The 15654-nt window shown below is 68.6% G+C and carries 16 protein-coding genes; 10 read left to right on the top strand and 6 right to left on the bottom strand.

Annotated features, from left to right (window positions below; all coding sequences use genetic code 11):
- Positions 1–2: 2 nt before the first annotated feature.
- The 4 genes from ACY466_RS18930 to ACY466_RS18915 all read left to right on the top strand — a co-directional run bounded on the left by ACY466_RS18930 (position 3) and on the right by ACY466_RS18915 (position 4508).
- The gene (locus ACY466_RS18930; protein ID WP_463247835.1) at positions 3–2000 is read left to right on the top strand and encodes an acetyl/propionyl/methylcrotonyl-CoA carboxylase subunit alpha; all 1998 of its coding nucleotides are present in this window, start codon (positions 3–5) and stop codon (positions 1998–2000) included.
- Positions 1997–3160 carry an acyl-CoA dehydrogenase family protein gene (locus tag ACY466_RS18925; RefSeq protein WP_463247832.1) on the top strand — a complete coding sequence of 388 codons (1164 nt, stop codon included), beginning with the start codon at positions 1997–1999 and terminating at the stop codon, positions 3158–3160. Before ACY466_RS18930 ends, ACY466_RS18925 begins: the two co-directional genes overlap by 4 nt.
- Positions 3157–3636 (top strand): MaoC family dehydratase, encoded by a 480-nt coding sequence (locus ACY466_RS18920; RefSeq protein WP_463247829.1) that lies wholly within the window; start codon positions 3157–3159, stop codon positions 3634–3636. The genes ACY466_RS18925 and ACY466_RS18920 overlap by 4 nt, the downstream gene beginning before the upstream one ends.
- Before the next feature lie 65 nt (positions 3637–3701).
- On the top strand, positions 3702–4508 hold the full coding sequence (locus ACY466_RS18915) for an HpcH/HpaI aldolase/citrate lyase family protein (RefSeq protein WP_463252360.1): 807 nt from the start codon (positions 3702–3704) through the stop codon (positions 4506–4508).
- An 18-nt stretch (positions 4509–4526) separates the two neighbouring features.
- Here ACY466_RS18915 and ACY466_RS18910 read toward each other — a convergent pair whose 3' ends face one another.
- The 4 genes from ACY466_RS18910 to ACY466_RS18895 all read right to left on the bottom strand — a co-directional run bounded on the left by ACY466_RS18910 (position 4527) and on the right by ACY466_RS18895 (position 8645).
- Positions 4527–6362 (bottom strand): acyl-CoA dehydrogenase, encoded by a 1836-nt coding sequence (locus ACY466_RS18910; protein WP_463247816.1) that lies wholly within the window; start codon positions 6360–6362, stop codon positions 4527–4529.
- A 133-nt stretch (positions 6363–6495) separates the two neighbouring features.
- A complete protein-coding gene (locus ACY466_RS18905) occupies positions 6496–7119 on the bottom strand; it encodes a class I SAM-dependent methyltransferase (protein WP_463247813.1) in 624 nt (207 codons plus the stop codon).
- Between the two features lie 59 nt (positions 7120–7178).
- Positions 7179–8261, bottom strand: a complete 1083-nt coding sequence (locus tag ACY466_RS18900; RefSeq protein WP_463247809.1) for a CaiB/BaiF CoA transferase family protein — start codon at positions 8259–8261, stop codon at positions 7179–7181.
- Positions 8262–8345: 84 nt separating this feature from the next.
- Positions 8346–8645, bottom strand: coding sequence for a mycothiol transferase (locus tag ACY466_RS18895; protein ID WP_463247805.1), 300 nt, complete (start codon positions 8643–8645; stop codon positions 8346–8348).
- A gap of 18 nt (positions 8646–8663) precedes the next feature.
- Here ACY466_RS18895 and purT point away from each other — a divergent pair, with 18 nt between their 5' ends.
- The 3 genes from purT to ACY466_RS18880 are packed head-to-tail and all read left to right on the top strand — an operon-like array spanning position 8664 to position 10694.
- Positions 8664–9881 (top strand): formate-dependent phosphoribosylglycinamide formyltransferase, encoded by a 1218-nt coding sequence (gene purT, locus ACY466_RS18890; RefSeq protein WP_463247801.1) that lies wholly within the window; start codon positions 8664–8666, stop codon positions 9879–9881.
- An 18-nt stretch (positions 9882–9899) separates the two neighbouring features.
- Positions 9900–10382 carry a DUF456 domain-containing protein gene (locus tag ACY466_RS18885; RefSeq protein WP_463247797.1) on the top strand — a complete coding sequence of 161 codons (483 nt, stop codon included), beginning with the start codon at positions 9900–9902 and terminating at the stop codon, positions 10380–10382.
- Positions 10383–10409: 27 nt separating this feature from the next.
- Positions 10410–10694, top strand: coding sequence for a YrhK family protein (locus ACY466_RS18880; RefSeq protein WP_463247793.1), 285 nt, complete (start codon positions 10410–10412; stop codon positions 10692–10694).
- A 14-nt stretch (positions 10695–10708) separates the two neighbouring features.
- Here the strand turns inward: ACY466_RS18880 and ACY466_RS18875 are convergent, their stop codons facing one another.
- Complete coding sequence (locus tag ACY466_RS18875) at positions 10709–11440, bottom strand: amidohydrolase family protein (protein ID WP_463252359.1); 732 nt, start codon at positions 11438–11440, stop codon at positions 10709–10711.
- A gap of 79 nt (positions 11441–11519) precedes the next feature.
- Between ACY466_RS18875 and ACY466_RS18870 the strand changes: the two genes are divergently transcribed.
- Positions 11520–12404 carry an SMP-30/gluconolactonase/LRE family protein gene (locus tag ACY466_RS18870; protein ID WP_463247789.1) on the top strand — a complete coding sequence of 295 codons (885 nt, stop codon included), beginning with the start codon at positions 11520–11522 and terminating at the stop codon, positions 12402–12404.
- A gap of 117 nt (positions 12405–12521) precedes the next feature.
- On the opposite strand, the gene ACY466_RS18865 is transcribed toward ACY466_RS18870, so the two are convergent.
- Entirely contained in the window at positions 12522–13901 is a 1380-nt protein-coding gene (locus ACY466_RS18865) for an FAD-dependent oxidoreductase (RefSeq protein ID WP_463247785.1), read from the bottom strand.
- Positions 13902–14131: 230 nt separating this feature from the next.
- On the opposite strand from ACY466_RS18865, the gene ACY466_RS18860 reads away from it, so the two are divergent.
- Positions 14132–15211, top strand: a complete 1080-nt coding sequence (locus ACY466_RS18860; RefSeq protein WP_463247780.1) for an alkene reductase — start codon at positions 14132–14134, stop codon at positions 15209–15211.
- Between the two features lie 37 nt (positions 15212–15248).
- A complete protein-coding gene (locus ACY466_RS18855; protein ID WP_463247777.1) occupies positions 15249–15650 on the top strand; it encodes an Rv0361 family membrane protein in 402 nt (133 codons plus the stop codon).
- Positions 15651–15654 lie beyond the last annotated feature (4 nt).

Below are 15654 nucleotides of genomic sequence, written 5' to 3'. Positions count from 1 at the left end.
CAATGAACCAGATCCGTACCGTCCTCGTCGCCAACCGCGGCGAGATCGCCGTCCGCGTCATGCGCACCCTGCGGGAGGCGGGCATCCGTTCCGTGGCCGTCTACAGCGAGGCCGACCGCGACGCACTGCACGTGCGCTGCGCCGACACCGCGGTCCTCCTCGGACCCGCACCCGCTCGGGAGAGCTACCTCGACATCGGCAAGGTCGTCGACGCCGCCGTGCGCACCGGAGCCGACGCCATCCACCCCGGATACGGCTTCCTGTCGGAGAATTCGGAGTTCGCGGCCGCCTGCGCCGACGCGGGCATCACGTTCATCGGCCCACCCGTCGGGGCCATCGAGGTCATGGGCGACAAGATCACGGCGAAGGGCGCGGTGTCCGCGTTCGACGTTCCGGTGGTGCCCGGGATCGCGCGGCCCGGCCTGAGCGACGACGACCTCGCCGCGGCGGCGCCGGACATCGGGTTCCCGGTGTTGATCAAACCGTCCGCCGGCGGCGGCGGCAAGGGTATGCACCTCGTCCACGAGGAGAGCGAACTGCGTGCGGCGCTGACACGCGCGCGGCGCGAGGCGGCGTCGTCGTTCGGGGACGACACCCTGTTCCTCGAGCGATTCGTGTTGCGCCCCCGCCACATCGAGGTGCAGGTGCTCGCGGACACGCACGGCAACGTGATCCACCTCGGCGAGCGGGAATGCTCACTGCAGCGTCGTCACCAGAAGGTGATCGAGGAGGCGCCGTCGCCGCTGCTCGACGAGACGACCCGCGCTCGCATCGGCGCCGCGGCCTGTGCCACCGCGCGCAGTGTCGACTACGTAGGCGCCGGCACCGTCGAGTTCATCGTCTCCGCCGATGCGCCCGACGAGTTCTTCTTCATGGAGATGAACACTCGTCTGCAGGTCGAGCACCCCGTGACGGAGGAGGTCACCGGTCTCGACCTCGTCGCGTGGCAGATCCGTATCGCGGCGGGCGAGGAACTCACCGTCCGGCAGGAGGACGTCACGCTCACCGGCCACGCGATCGAGGCGCGGATCTACGCGGAGGATGCCGGACGCGGGTTCCTGCCCACGGGCGGCACCGTCGTCGGACTGCACGAGCCCACCGGGAAGGGCGTGCGGGTCGATTCGTCGCTGAGCGTCGGAACCGTGGTGGGGAGCAACTACGACCCGATGCTGTCCAAGGTGATCGCCCACGGCCGAGATCGGGCGGAAGCCCTGCGGCTGCTCGACCGCGCTCTGGGCGACACCTCGGTCCCGGGCGTCACCACCAACGTCGACTTCCTCCGGTTCCTGCTCGCGGACACGGACGTGATCGCCGGCCGGCTCGACACCGGATTGCTCGACCGTCGGGTGAACGACTTCGCCGCGCCGACCGTGTCGTCCGCCATCGCGGTCGCCGCGGCCGCTCATCGGTGGTCGCGCGCGTGGGCCGTACCCGCCGCCGACCCCTGGGACGTGCCCGACGGGTGGCGACTCGGCGGTCGGCGCGCCCCGGTCACCTATCGATTCGACGACACCGTCGACGTCGACTCCGTCGCGATCCACGGGTCGCCCGACGACGCGTACGTCGGCGTCGACGGCGGCGACCTTCGGAGCCTGCAGGTGACCTCGTCGGAGCACCACGTGGTGGTGACCGTCGACGGTGTGCGCACTCGGCACGACGTCGCCGAGGACGGCGACACCGTGTGGCTCGCCACCGAGTTCGGCAGCCGCGCGGTACTTCTCGTGCCCGAGGTCGCGATCGGCGCGGACGAGGACACCGAACCCGGCGCCGAGGTGCTCAGTCCCATGCCGGGCACCGTGATCGCGGTCGAGATCGCCTCCGGAGCGGAGGTCGACGCGGGCGCCGTCATGGTGGTCGTCGAGGCCATGAAGATGGAACACACGTTGACCGCACCCGTGGCCGGCGTTGCCGAGGTGCTCGTGCGCACCGGCGATCAGGTCGCCGTGAACCAGGTGCTCGCCCGCATCGTCACCGATACAGAAGCAGAGGACGCAGCATGACCGACTACCTGTCCACCGGCAACCTTCCCGACGACTACGCCCAGTTGGTGAAGACCGTCGCGGACTTCACCCGCTCCGTCGTGGCTCCGGTTGCGGCGCAACACGACCGCGACCACACGTTCCCCTACGAGGTGGTGCGGGGCATGGCCGACATGGGTCTGTTCGGCCTCCCGTTCCCCGAGGAGCACGGCGGCATGGGCGGCGACTACTTCGCCCTCTGCCTCGCGCTCGAGGAACTCGCGAAGGTCGATCAGAGCGTCGCCATCACGCTGGAGGCGGCGGTCTCCCTGGGCGCGATGCCGGTGTACCGCTTCGGCACCGACGCGCAGAAGCAGGAGTGGTTGCCGCGCTTGACGTCCGGCGAGGCGCTGGGGGCGTTCGGTCTCACCGAGCCGGGTGCCGGATCGGATGCGGGAGGAACCCGAACCACCGCGGTGCGCGACGGGGACGAATGGGTGATCAACGGGAACAAGCAGTTCATCACCAACTCGGGCACCGACATCACCGAACTGGTCACGGTCACCGCCGTCACGGGTACCGATGCGTCGGGCAAGAAGGAGATCTCGTCGATCCTCGTGCCCACGTCGACGCCCGGCTTCGAAGCCGGGCCGGCGTACGACAAGGTGGGATGGAACGCCTCGGACACGCACCCGCTCACGTTCACGGACGTGCGCGTGCCGGCGGAGAACCTGCTCGGCGAACAGGGTCGTGGCTACGCCGGGTTCCTGCGCATTCTCGACGAAGGCCGCATCGCGATCGCAGCGCTGGCCGTCGGGGCGGCGCAGGGGTGTGTCGACGAGAGCGTGAAGTACGCGCGGGAGCGCGAGGCGTTCGGTGTCGCGATCGGCCGCAACCAGGCCATCTCGTTCAAGATCGCCCGCATGGAGGCCCGAGCCCACGCCGCTCGCACGGCGTACTACGACGCGGCCGCACTCATGTTGTCGGGCAGGCCCTTCAAGAAGGAGGCCGCGATTGCCAAGCTGATCTCGTCCGAGGCGGCCATGGACAACGCCCGCGATGCGACGCAGATCCACGGCGGCTACGGCTTCATGAACGAGTACACCGTCGCCCGGCACTACCGGGACAGCAAGATTCTGGAGATCGGTGAGGGCACCACCGAGGTGCAGCTCATGCTGATTGCACGTCAGGTCGGGTTGTGAGAGAGCGCATCGTCCAGCGCGGCCTGTGGTTCGAGGAGATGGTGGAGGGCACGGTCTACGAGCACCGTCCCGGCCGCACCGTCACCGAGGCCGACAACGTGCTGTTCACGACGTTGACCATGAACACTCAGGCCCTGCACCTCGACGCGGCGTACAGCGCGGACACCACCTTCGGTGAGCGACTGGTGAATTCGATGTTCACCCTCTCGACCGTGGTGGGGCTGTCCGTGGCGCAGCTGACGCAGGGCACCATCGTGGCGAACCTCGGATTCTCGGACATCGCGTTTCCGAAGCCGCTGTTCCACGGGGACACGCTCTACGCCGAGACGACGATCGTGGAGAAGCGCGAATCGTCGTCGCGACCGGGGGAGGGCATCGTCACGTTCGCGCACACCGGTCGCAACCAGCGCGGCGAGGTCGTGGCCACCGCGACGCGAAAGACCCTGGTGCGCATGGCCCCGGCGGACGCATCGTGACGGACCGGGTCGTGACGGACCGGGTCGTGACGGACGGGGTTGCGGCGGAGGTCGGTCCGGTGTGGATGTTCTGCCCGGCGGACCGTCCGGAGCGGTACGCAAAAGCGGCCGCGGCGGCGGACGTGGTCATCCTGGATCTCGAGGACGCGGTGGCGCCGAAGGACAAGGCCGCGGCACGGCAGGCGTTGGTGAGCACTCCGCTCGACCCGTCGACGACCGTCGTGCGGGTGAACGCTCGGAGCACCGAGGAGTTCGCGCTGGACCTCGCCGCACTCGAACGCACCGAGTACCACCGCGTGATGGTGCCCAAATGCGAGTCCGCCGAGGACGTCTCGGCGCTCTCCCCGCGGTCCGTGGTCGCCCTGATCGAGACGCCGGCAGGCGTGGTGCGCGCCGCCGAGATCGCCGCAGCCTATGGGTGCGTGGCGGTGATGTGGGGTGCCGAGGACCTGATCGCCGCGCTCGGTGGCCGGTCGTCCCGGTGGCCGGACGGCCGATACCGCGATGTCGCGGTCCACGCGCGGTCCACGGCGCTGCTCGCGAGCAAGGCGGCCGGGCGACTCGCGCTCGATTCGGTCTACCTCGACATCGCCGACCTCGACGGGCTGCGGGCCGAGTCCGACGACGCGGTGGCCGTGGGTTTCGACGCGAAGGTGGCGCTTCACCCGTCCCAGGCCACGGTGATCAGGGAGTGCTTCACCCCGTCGGCCGAATCGGTCGCCTGGGCTCGCCGGGTGGTCGAGACGGCGGCCACGGAGCGGGGAGTGTTCACCGTGGACGGGAAAATGGTCGACGTGCCCGTCATCCGGCACGCGGAGCGGATCCTCGCCACGCAGAACGGCCCCACCGGAGCGGATCCGGTGGGGCCGTGAGCGGGATGGAACGGTGAATCAGAACGCGGCTTCGTCGAGCTCCATGACGTCGTTGTCCAGGTCTGCGAGGATCTGGCGGGTCGAGGTCAGGCGAGGCAGCACGTTCTTCGCGAAGAACGAACCGACGGCCACCTTGCCCTCGTAGAACGCCTTGTCCTTGTCGTTCGCACCGTTGTCGAGGGCGGCGATGGCCACCTCGGCCTGGCGCAGTAGCAGCCAGCCGATGAGCAGGTCACCGACGCTCATGAGCAGACGGACCGAGCCGAGGCCCACCTTGTACAGCTCGGTGGGCTGCTCCTGCGCACCCATGAGGTACTGGGTGAGCGTGCCGACCATTCCCTGTACGTCCTCGAGGGCGGTGTCGAGCAGCGCCCGCTCGGTTTTGAGGCGACCGTTGCCCGCCTCGCTGTCGATCCACTGCTTGACCTGCCCGGCCACGTGGGCCAGGGCGACGCCGCCGTCGCGAGCGATCTTGCGGAAGAAGAAGTCCTGCGCCTGGATGGCGGTGGTTCCCTCGTACAGCGAGTCGATCTTGGCGTCGCGGATGTACTGCTCGATGGGGTAGTCCTGCAGGAAGCCGGACCCACCGAGAGTCTGCAGGGACTGGGCGAGCTGCTCGTAGGCGATCTCGGATCCGACGCCCTTGACGATGGGCAGCAGCAGATCGTTGACGCGGAACGCGAGGTCCTTGTCGGCGCCCGAAACGTGCTGCGCCGCAGCCTCGTCCTGGTGCGCGGCGGTGAAGAGGTACACCGCGCGCAGGCCCTCGGCGTAGGCCTTCTGCGTCATGAGCGAGCGACGCACGTCGGGGTGGTGCGTGATGGTGACGCGCGGCGCCGCCTTGTTGGTCATCTCGGTGAGGTCCGCACCCTGTACGCGCTGCTTGGCGTAGTCGAGGGCGGTCAGGTAACCGGTCGAGAGCGTCGAGATCGCCTTGGTGCCCACCATCATTCGGGCGTGCTCGATGACGTCGAACATCTGCGCGATGCCGTTGTGGACGTCGCCCACCAGCCAGCCCTTGGCGGGAACGCCGTGGCCGCCGAGCGTGAGCTCGCACGTCGCCGACGCCTTGAGGCCCATCTTGTGCTCGACGTTGGTGACGAAGACGCCGTTGCGCTCGCCCAGTTCGCCGGTCTCGGAGTCGAAGTGGAACTTCGGGACGAAGAACAGCGACAGTCCCTTGGTGCCGGGCTTGCCGCCCTCGGGACGGGCGAGCACCAGGTGGAAGGTGTTCTCGAACAGGTCGTCCGCGTCGGCGGAGGTGATGAAGCGCTTCACGCCCTCGATGTGCCAGGTGCCGTCTGCCTGCTCGACGGCCTTGGTGCGGCCGGCGCCCACGTCGGATCCGGCGTCGGGCTCGGTGAGGACCATGGTGGCGCCCCAGTTGCGCTCGGCGGCGAACTGCGCCCAGCGCTTCTGCTCGTCGTTTCCGTTGTCGGAGAGGATCTGTGCGAAGCCGGGGCCGGCGGCGTACATGAACGCGGCGGGTTGCGATCCGAGCAGCATCTCGGCGACGGCCCAGAAGACCTGACGGGGAACGGGCAGTCCGCCGAGCTCCTCGTCGAGGCCGAGGTGGTCCCAGCCGCCCTCCTGCAGAGCCCGGTACGCCTTCTTGAACGGCTCCGGGATGGAGACGGTGTGGGTCTCGGGATCGAACGTGGGTGGGTTGCGGTCCGTCTCGGCGAAGGACTCGGCGAGGGGTCCCTCGGCCAAGCGGCGGACCTCTCCGAGAATCTCGCGGACGGAATCGACGTCGAGGTCACCGAACTGACCGGACGCAAGGGTCTTGTCCAACGCGAACAGCTCGAACAGGTTGAACTCGAGGTCTCGAACGTTGCTCTTGTAATGCCCCATGGTGACGCGCTCTCCGTATTCAGGTGGTGCGGTCCGACCGTCGGTACCGCCTCGTGGCTGTGCGGCGAGAGGCCCGTGGACGAGCGTCCGCGAACCTACTCACCGGTAACTTACAGCCATGCTACGCCCGAAATCACGCGGTGCCAACAGTAGGTCTACCGGCCGGTAACCGGGCCACGACGAGGGCGTCGAGAGCGACCGCGTCGTCGACGACCCGGGGGCGGGTCTCGGCCGTTTCGACGGCCAGCTCGTCGCTCAGTTCGGACACCAGATCCTCTGCGCTGTACAGGATCTCGACATCCTGCGGTCCGCCGACGCCGTGCTCGACGTTGTCGCGATGATGCCCGACGATGACGAGGATTCCCTCATGTTTCAGGGCTGTGTGGATGCGCGCCAGCAGTGCGGCCCGTTCGGGCGGCGACAGGTGAAGATAGGACAGGAGAACCAGGTCGTACTGCGGCTCGAGGGTGAGATCGGTCACGTCTGCATGGACCCACTGCAGGCGCTCGCGAATCGACGCCGTGGCTCCGCTCGCGACTCGAACCGCGGCCGTCAGCGCGACGGCGCTGAAGTCGACCGCGTCCACCCTCCACCCACGAGAGGCGAGCCACACCGCGTTCCGGCCCTCACCGCAGGCGAGGTCGAGAGCCCGGCCGGGCGGCAACGACGTCGCGAACTCCACGACCGCACCGTTGGGCGGTGCCCCCGCGGCCACGTCGCGACCGCGATACTTCTCGTCCCACGCCTGTGCGTCCATGTGACTATTCGACCATTCAACCCTTCGGCCCCGTGCGGGACGACCGGTGCCGGCCGGGTCTACCGCCAGACGGTGTCCACGTCGACGGCCTCGCGGGCCGGACCGTCGGGCGTGGTGGTGGACGTGCGCGAGAAGCGCGGCGCCGGTGCGTGTTGCGTGATCGAGTCGACCTCGATCAACGATCCCCGTGCCTCGACGTGCGGGTGCGTTCGAGCTTCCTCGAACGTGAGCACCGGGGTCACGCAGGCGTCGGTGCCGTCGAACACGGCCGCCCACTCGTCCCGAGTGCGCGAGGCGAAGGCCTCGGTGAATCGTTCGCGGAGCTCGGGCCATCGGCCCGTATCCATCTGCGCTGGAACGGATTCGGGATCGAGCCCGAGGCCCTCGAGGAACTTCGCGTAGAACTGCGGCTCGAGGGCACCCACCGCCATGTGCTTGCCGTCGGACGTGGCGTAGGTGTCGTAGAAGGGTGCGCCGGTGTCGAGCAGATTGGTTCCCCGTTCGTCGGACCACATTCCGATGCCGCGCCAGCCCCAGATCATGTGCGAGAGCGCCATCGTGCCGTCGACCATGGCCGCGTCGACCACCTGGCCTCGGCCGGACACCGACCGCTCCACGAGCGCCGCCAGGATCCCGGTCACCAGGAACATCGAGCCACCACCGAAGTCGCCGACCATGTTCATCGGCGGCACGGGCCGCTCGCCGGCGCGTCCGATGGCGTGCAGCACTCCGGTGACCGAGATGTAGTTGATGTCGTGCCCCGCGACGGAAGCCCAGGGACCGTCCTGTCCCCACCCGGTCATGCGTCCGTAGATCAGCCGCGGATTGCGCGCCGCGGTGTCCTCGGGGCCGAGGCCCATCCGCTCGGTCACGCCGGGGCGGAAGCCCTCGATGAGCACGTCCGCCCGTTCGACGAGACCCAGGACGCGCTCGAGATCCGCGGGATCCTTCAGGTTGGCCTCGACGATGCGGCGGTTGCGAATCAGGGGATCGCCGACGGAATCGCCGTGCGGCAGGGCGCCGGCACGCTGGACGCGCACCACGTCGGCGCCCATGTCGGCGAGCAGGGTCGCGGCGTGCGGACCCGGCCCGATTCCCGCGAGTTCGACGACCTTGATTCCGGCGAGGGGTCCAGTGCTCATGTCGCGAACCCTATCCAGCGGGTGGAGCGGCCGTAAATGACCGAAAGGTGCGCCGAACGGGACCCGACCCGGCCTCGGGCGGGTTCAGTCGGCGAGGAACGTACGGGCCGAATCGCGCACCTTGGTGCGTTGATCAGCCCACATGTCGGCGTTGGGATCCACCCGCGGATCCGACCACGGGATCTCCTCGGGGAACGGTCGGCCGAACGTCGCACCCAGATATCCGGACTCGACGGCCGCGAGGTGCTTGACGATGCCGAGCAGGTTGGTGCCGGTCGAGGTGAGGGGACGACGGATGTCGTATTCGGACGCTCCGTCGAGTTTCCACACCACCGCGTCGCGACCACGTTGGAGATAGGTGAGCAGGTCTTCCGTGTCCGCCATGGCCGTTAGCATCCTCTCGTGACGACAATTCGGCTAGGAACCCCGCTCGCTCCGTCGGCAACGAAGGTGATGCTCCTGGGGTCGGGTGAGCTCGGCAAAGAAGTGATCATCGCGTTCCAGCGACTCGGCGTGGAAGTCATCGCCGTCGATCGCTACGACAACGCTCCCGGCCACCAGGTGGCGCATCGGGCGCACACCGTCGACATGAGCGATCCCGACGCGTTGCTCGCCGTGATCGACGCCGAGGCGCCCCACTTCGTCGTCCCCGAGATCGAGGCCATCGCCACGGACGCGCTCTCCGCGGTGGAGGAGCGCGGTGTCACCACCGTCGTTCCCACCGCACGCGCGACCCAGCTGACGATGAACCGCGAGGGCATCCGCCGCCTCGCCGCCGAGGAGTTGGGGCTGCCGACCTCGCCCTACGCGTTCGCCGACAGCGTCGACGAGGTTCGGGCCGCCCTCGAGCGCACCGGGTTTCCGGCGGTGATCAAGCCGGTGATGTCGTCGTCGGGCAAGGGCCAGTCGGTGGTGAAGTCCGACGCGGACGTGCAGGCGGCGTGGGACCACGCGCAGGCCGGCGGACGCGTCGCGTTGGGACGCGTCATCGTGGAAGGGTTCGTGGACTTCGACTACGAGATCACCCAGCTGACCGTGCGCGGGCTCGACGAGCACGGTCATCCGGCCACCTACTTCTGCGAACCGATCGGGCACCTGCAGCAATCGGGCGACTACATCGAGTCGTGGCAGCCGCAGCCCATGTCACCGGTCGCGCTCGAGGCGTCGAGGGCGGTCGCCGAGACCATCACCTCCTCGCTCGGTGGCCGCGGCATCTTCGGCGTCGAACTGTTCGTCAAGGGCGACGACGTCTACTTCTCCGAGGTCAGCCCGCGTCCCCACGACACCGGTCTGGTCACGCTCGGCACCCAGCGACTGTCGGAGTTCGAGCTGCACGCGCGCGCGATCCTGGGACTGCCGATCGACACGACGCTGCTCTTCCCCGGCGCGTCCGCGGTGATCTACGGCGAGCTGGACGAGGTGGGGATCGCGTTCGAGGGTGTGGACGAGGCGATGCGCGTGCCGGAGACGGACGTACGCCTGTTCGGTAAGCCCGAGAGCTTCGCGCGACGGCGCATGGGTGTCGCGTACTCCACCGGCGCGGACGTGGAGGTCGCCCGCGCCCGAGCCCGCGAGGCGGCGGGAGCGGTGCGTCCGGTCGGAGGGGATTTCGCGAGCTGAGCCGGGCACACTGTCCGCATGGGCGGATTCGGAGTACTGATCGTCGGCCTCGCCATCGTGGTGGGGCTGGTGGGCATCGTGGTTCCGATCCTGCCCGGAGTGCTTCTGATCTTCGGGGCGATCGCGGTGTGGGCGTTCGTGGAGAACGACGCGACCGCGTGGACGGCGTTCGCGATCGCGACGGGGCTGCTCGTGGCGTCGGGCGTGGTCAAGTACCTGTGGCCGGGCCGGCGGCTGAAGGAGGCGGGCGTTCCGACGCGGACGATCGTGATCGGCGGCGTGGTGGGCATCGTCGGGTTCTTCGTGGTGCCCGTCGTCGGCCTCTTCCTCGGATTCCCGCTGGGCGTCTACCTCGCCGAACTGCCCCGGCAGCGCAACGGGGCCGAGGCGTGGCGATCGACCGTGCACGCCACGAAGGCCGTCGGCCTGTCCATTCTGGTCGAGCTGTTCGGTGCTCTCCTCGCCGCGGCGGTGTGGCTGGGCGCCGTGCTGTTCCTCTGACCTTTCCTCGAGATCGGGAGCACCCCCATGAGCAACCCCCTCACCGTCACCCTCGGGCACGAGGAACTGGTGATCCGCCAGCGCTGGGAAGTCGTCAGCATCGTCAACGACATCCTGGTCGCGCTGTGGTTCATCGCCGGCAGCATCCTGTTCTTCTTCGAGTCGACCACCACGCTGGGCACCTGGTTCTTCCTCGCCGGCAGTATCGAGCTGTTGATCCGGCCGCTGATCCGGCTGTCCCGACGCGTGCACCTGCAGCGGGTTCGCGGGTCGGCCGGCGCGTCGCCCACCGACTCCGGTGACGACTACTGATCCGACGCGGCGCGCTAACGCGCTCGGTACCAGTTCCGTGCGTTCTGGAACAGCACCGCCTGCAGGTCCCCGCCCACCGCGTCGGCGACGAGGTCGAGGTCGGCGGGCTCGAACGGGCGTCGGGCCCGGGTCCCCGGAAGGTCGGTACCGAACATCAGGGCCTCCGGATTGACGGCGTGGATGCGGCGCATGGTCTCGAGCGGATCCGCGTCGATGCGGCCGAACCCGGTGGCCTTCACTCGAACTCCGCGATCCACGAGGTTCAGCAGGTACGGCAGCGCCGGTGCCGCCATGCCCAGGTGGTCGATGCTCACGGCCGGAAGCTTGGCCATGATCGGTTCCAGGGAGCGCAGCAGGGCACCGTCGACGTAGAACTCCGAGTGCCAGCCCACCAGATCGTGGACGTGGAGAGCCTGCTCGGTGAGCGAGGAGATGTCGACGTGCCCGCGACGGAGATTGAAGCGCAGAGCGCGGACTCCGGCCCGGTCGAGGGCGACGATCTCGTCGTCGGTGGCGCCGTCGGGAAGCTGTGTGACGCCGACCCAGCCGGGCCCGAGCTCGTCGAGCGCAGCGAGTAGGTACGTCTGGTCGGTGCCCTGGAACGAGCCGGTCACCACGGCTCCGCCCGTGACGCCGAGCCCGTCCACCAGACTTTCGTAGTCGTCGACGGTGAACGGATCCGGGACGTAGCCGTGATCGGTGAGGGGGAAGCGCGGGTCGATGATATGGACGTGGCAGTCGAACACCCCCACAGGATGCCTCATGCTGTGATGTGATGCGGACAACACGAACTGTACCGATCCGTCCTACGCACAGGAGTGACCGATGAAGGCCGAACCGACCGTCGTCCTGGAGAACTACACCTACCTGGAGTGCCCTCGCTGGCACACCGACGAGAACGGCCACGGACGGATCTGGGTCTCGGATTTCTATACGCAGCAGGTGGTTTCGGTCGAGGCCGACGGCAGCGACGTGCGGGTCGAGGCGGAGGTGCCGGAGCAACCGTCCGGTCTCGGGTGGCTTCCCGACGGTCGACTGCTGGTGGTGTCGATGCGGGACAAGACCGTGTTGCGCCGCGAGAACGACGGTCGACTGGTGGTCCACGCGGACCTCTCCGACTACGCGACCGCCAATGCCAACGACATGCTGGTCGACGACCGGGGCCGTGCGTACGTCGGGAACTTCGGGTTCGATCTCATGAACCTCGCGCCGATCGAGACGGCCTCACTGGTGCGCGTCGATCCCGACGGCAGTGTGCACGAGGTCGCCACCGAACTGCGGTTCCCCAACGGGATGGCGATGACCGCGGGCGGCGACCTGCTCGTCGACGAGACCATCGGCAACCGCGTGAGCGCGTTCGCCGTCGCCGAGGACGGTTCGCTCGGTGAGCGTCGGGACTGGGCGACGTTCGGCGCCGTTCCGGTGGGCACCGACATGGCCGAGGGGATGAGCCAGGTGGTGGTGGCCGCCGACGGGTGCGCACTGGCTCCGGACGGAACCCTGTGGGTCGCAGACGCTCTCGGTCAGCGGCTCGTCGCGGTGCGCGAGGGCGAAGGTGTGGTGGACGAGTTGACGTTCGACACCGGTGTGTTCGCGTGCGGCTTCGGCGGGGGCGACGGGAAGACCCTGTTCGTCTGTGCCGCACCGGACTTCAACGAGCATGCGCGCAAGGACGAGCGCGAGGGACGGTTGTTGGCGGTCCGGGTGTAGTCCCGCTTCCCGCTGACCGAACCGTCGTCTGCTGACGCAACAGCGTCCGCGAACGGCAGTTCGATCAGCGGGAACGAGCCGGGGGCACCCGCTCCCACCCGCTCGGACCCCGCCCGCTCAGACCTTGTCCGGCTCCGAGGCCGCGAGCATGTCGTCGCGCTCGACGACCTTCACGCGCTCGCGTCCCTGGGGCTCACCGAGGCTGCGCTCGTGCGCATCGAGGCGGTACCAGCCGTCCCAGGTGGTGTACGGAACGTTCTTGTCCTCGAGGAACTTCACGATGGCGTCCTCGGCGGGCTCGGCCGCGTCGAGGAAGTCGGGCGCGTCGGCGATGAGGTTCGCGACCGTCTCGTTGGCGTCGCCCTTGGTGTGACCGATGAGGCCGACGGGTCCACGCTTGATCCAGCCGGTGACGTACGTGGCGGGTACGCGATCGCCCTCGAGGGTGTGCACGCGGCCGGCCTCGTTGGGGATGGTGCCGGCGAGCTCGTCGAAGGGCAGGTCGGCGATGTTCTGCGAGAGGTAGCCGACCGCGCGGTAGACGGCGGTGACGTCCCAGTCGGTGTACTTGCCGGTGCCCGTGACGTTGCCGGTTCCGTCGAGCTCGGTGCGCTCGGTACGCAGCCCGACGACCTTGCCGTCCTCGCCGAGAACCTCGTGGGGCGACTCGAAGAAGTGCAGGAACAGCTTGTGCGGGCGGCTGCCGACGTCGCGGATCGCCCAGTCCTGCAGGGTGTTCGCCACCATGTCGACCTGCTTGGACTCGCGACGGGCCTTCTCGGAGCCCTCGTCGTACTCGATGTCCTCGGGCGCGACGATCACCTCGATGTTGGGCGAGTGATCGAGCTCGCGCAGTTCGAGCGGCGTGAACTTGGCCTGCGCGGGTCCGCGACGACCGAAGACGTGCACCTCGGTGGCCTTGTTGGACTTGAGGCCCTCGTACACGTTGGCGGGGATCTCCGTGGGGAGCAGCTCGTCGCCGGTCTTGGCGAGCACGCGGGCGACGTCGAGCGCGACGTTGCCGACTCCGAGCACCGCGACCTTCTCGGCGTCGAGGGGCCAGGTGCGGGGGACGTCGGGGTGACCGTCGTACCAGGAGACGAAGTCGGCGGCCCCGTAGCTGCCGTCGAGATCGATGCCGGGGATCTTCAGCGCGCGGTCGGCGTTGGCGCCGGTGGAGAAGATGACGGCGTCGTAGAAGCGACGCAGCGTCTCGAGGTCGATGTCGGTGCCGTAGTCGATGTTGCCGAGCAGGCGGACCTGCGGCTTGTCGAGCACCTTGTGCAGGGCGGTGATGATGCCCTTGATGCGCGGGTGATCGGGGGCGACGCCGTAGCGGATCAGGCCGAAGGGAGCGGGCATCCGCTCGAAGAGGTCGATGCTCACACCGGGGCCGGAAACGTTGTGTTCGGACTTCATGAGGGCATCGGCGGCGTAGATGCCGGCGGGGCCGGCACCGACGATGGCCACGCGAAGTGGACGGTTCTGGTCACTCATCAGCAGCGGTCTTCCTGACATCTTCGACGGTCACGGACACCCCAGCATAAGTGAGGGGGACCTACCCCCGGGGCGACAGGGTTCGATCCGATGCTCGCTCGGAAGTGATCTGTCTCTCGAGTTGGTATGGGAGAGCGCGGTCGGGGTCGTTGTGGGGAACAAGTGATTGCAATCGAAACGATTCGGACATCCATGCCGAGTCGTCGACCGTCGACCCGAAAGGCACGCCCGTGACCGAGCTCAGCCCCGAATCCGCCCTCCTGAAGCCGATCGCCCTCGGTGACATCGAGGCCCGCAACCGGGTCTTCATGGCGCCGCTGACCCGCAGCCGCAGCGGTGACGACGGCGTCCCCGGAGACATCGTCGCCGAGTACTACGGCCAGCGCGCCGGGGCCGGACTGATCGTCTCCGAGGGAACCCAGCCGTCCGCCGTCGGCAAGGGCTACACCAACACCCCCGGACTGCACACCGACGAGCAGCAGGCCGGATGGGCGAAGATCGCCGACTCCGTGCACGGCAAGGGCGGCCGCATCGTCGTCCAGCTCATGCACGCCGGACGCGTCTCGCACCCGGACAACTCGGGCCTCGAGGCCGTCGCCCCCTCGGCGATCGCTCCCGGCATCGACATGTTCACCAAGGACGGCATGAAGGAGATCCCCGCTCCCCGTGCCCTCACCGAGGACGAGATCCCCGGCATCGTCGCCGAGTTCGTCGACGCCTCGAAGCGGGCCGTCGCGGCCGGACTCGACGGCGTCGAGTTGCACGCGGCCAACGGCTACCTGCTCCACCAGTTCCTGGCCGACGGCGCCAACACCCGCACCGACTCGTACGGCGGCAGCCCGGAGAACCGCGCCCGCCTCGTCGTCGAGGTCACCAAGGCCGTCGTGGACGCCATCGGCGCCGGCAAGGTGGGCATCCGCATCTCCCCGGGAAGCACCGCCAGCGGAATCTCCGAGGACGACTCCACCGGCGTCTACGAAGCGCTGCTCCCGCAGATCGACGGACTCGGTCTGGCCTACCTGCACGTGCTGATCGCCGCCGACGACCCGTTCACGAGCAAGCTGCGCTCGGCGTGGTCCGGCCCGTTCGTGCTCAACACCGGCTTCGAGAACGTGAGCACGCGCGACGAGATGGAGACGCTGATCGCCGACGGCCACGCCGATGCGGTCACCGTCGGGCGCCCGTTCATCGCGAATCCGGACCTGGTCACGCGCTGGACGCACGACACCGAGCTCAACACTCCGGACGAGTCCACCTTCTACGGTGGCGGCGCCGAGGGCTACATCGACTACCCGTCGCTGAACGGCTGAATCACCGCGCCGGAACCACGAGTGCCAAGATCGGGGTATGAGCACTCCTGACGACGAACCCCGCCGCGGCACCGCAGCGCCTCTGATCGCTGCGGTGTCCGTGGTGGTGGTCGTGGGCGCGATCATCGGAGTGCTGTCCGCCACGAGCTCGCCCGAGGAGAACCTCAGCGAGGGCCAACGTGTCGGCGGCCTGATGGTCGAATACATCGAGGCCGCGCGGTCCGACGACGCCGCGGCCGTGGCGGCCCTGCAGTGCACCGGCATCGAAAACGCCCCGCTGTCCGACGACGGCACGGCGGAGCTGAACAACATCACCGAGATCCGCGTCAACGGCGACGAGGCCGAAGCGGATCTCGAGGTCACCATCGGCGGGAGCGAGGCGAACGTCACCTGGAACGCCGTCCGCGAGGGCGACGAGTGGCGGGTCTGCAGTTCCTGAGCGG

The sequence above is a fragment of the Rhodococcus sp. K11/5 genome (assembly GCF_055193735.1).
This window is presented reverse-complemented; position numbering and strand designations above follow the sequence as displayed.

Excerpts from the sequence above, each read along its gene's own strand:
- ACY466_RS18930 (WP_463247835.1), top strand. The coding sequence starts at position 3 with ATGAACCAGATCCGTACCGTCCTCGTCGCCAACCGCGGCGAGATCGCC.
- ACY466_RS18925 (WP_463247832.1), top strand. The coding sequence starts at position 1,997 with ATGACCGACTACCTGTCCACCGGCAACCTTCCCGACGACTACGCCCAG.
- ACY466_RS18915 (WP_463252360.1), top strand. The coding sequence starts at position 3,702 with ATGTTCTGCCCGGCGGACCGTCCGGAGCGGTACGCAAAAGCGGCCGCG.
- ACY466_RS18910 (WP_463247816.1), bottom strand. The coding sequence starts at position 6,362 with ATGGGGCATTACAAGAGCAACGTTCGAGACCTCGAGTTCAACCTGTTC.
- ACY466_RS18905 (WP_463247813.1), bottom strand. The coding sequence starts at position 7,119 with ATGGACGCACAGGCGTGGGACGAGAAGTATCGCGGTCGCGACGTGGCC.
- ACY466_RS18900 (WP_463247809.1), bottom strand. The coding sequence starts at position 8,261 with ATGAGCACTGGACCCCTCGCCGGAATCAAGGTCGTCGAACTCGCGGGA.
- ACY466_RS18895 (WP_463247805.1), bottom strand. The coding sequence starts at position 8,645 with ATGGCGGACACGGAAGACCTGCTCACCTATCTCCAACGTGGTCGCGAC.
- ACY466_RS18885 (WP_463247797.1), top strand. The coding sequence starts at position 9,900 with ATGGGCGGATTCGGAGTACTGATCGTCGGCCTCGCCATCGTGGTGGGG.
- ACY466_RS18880 (WP_463247793.1), top strand. The coding sequence starts at position 10,410 with ATGAGCAACCCCCTCACCGTCACCCTCGGGCACGAGGAACTGGTGATC.
- ACY466_RS18870 (WP_463247789.1), top strand. The coding sequence starts at position 11,520 with ATGAAGGCCGAACCGACCGTCGTCCTGGAGAACTACACCTACCTGGAG.
- ACY466_RS18865 (WP_463247785.1), bottom strand. The coding sequence starts at position 13,901 with ATGAGTGACCAGAACCGTCCACTTCGCGTGGCCATCGTCGGTGCCGGC.
- ACY466_RS18855 (WP_463247777.1), top strand. The coding sequence starts at position 15,249 with ATGAGCACTCCTGACGACGAACCCCGCCGCGGCACCGCAGCGCCTCTG.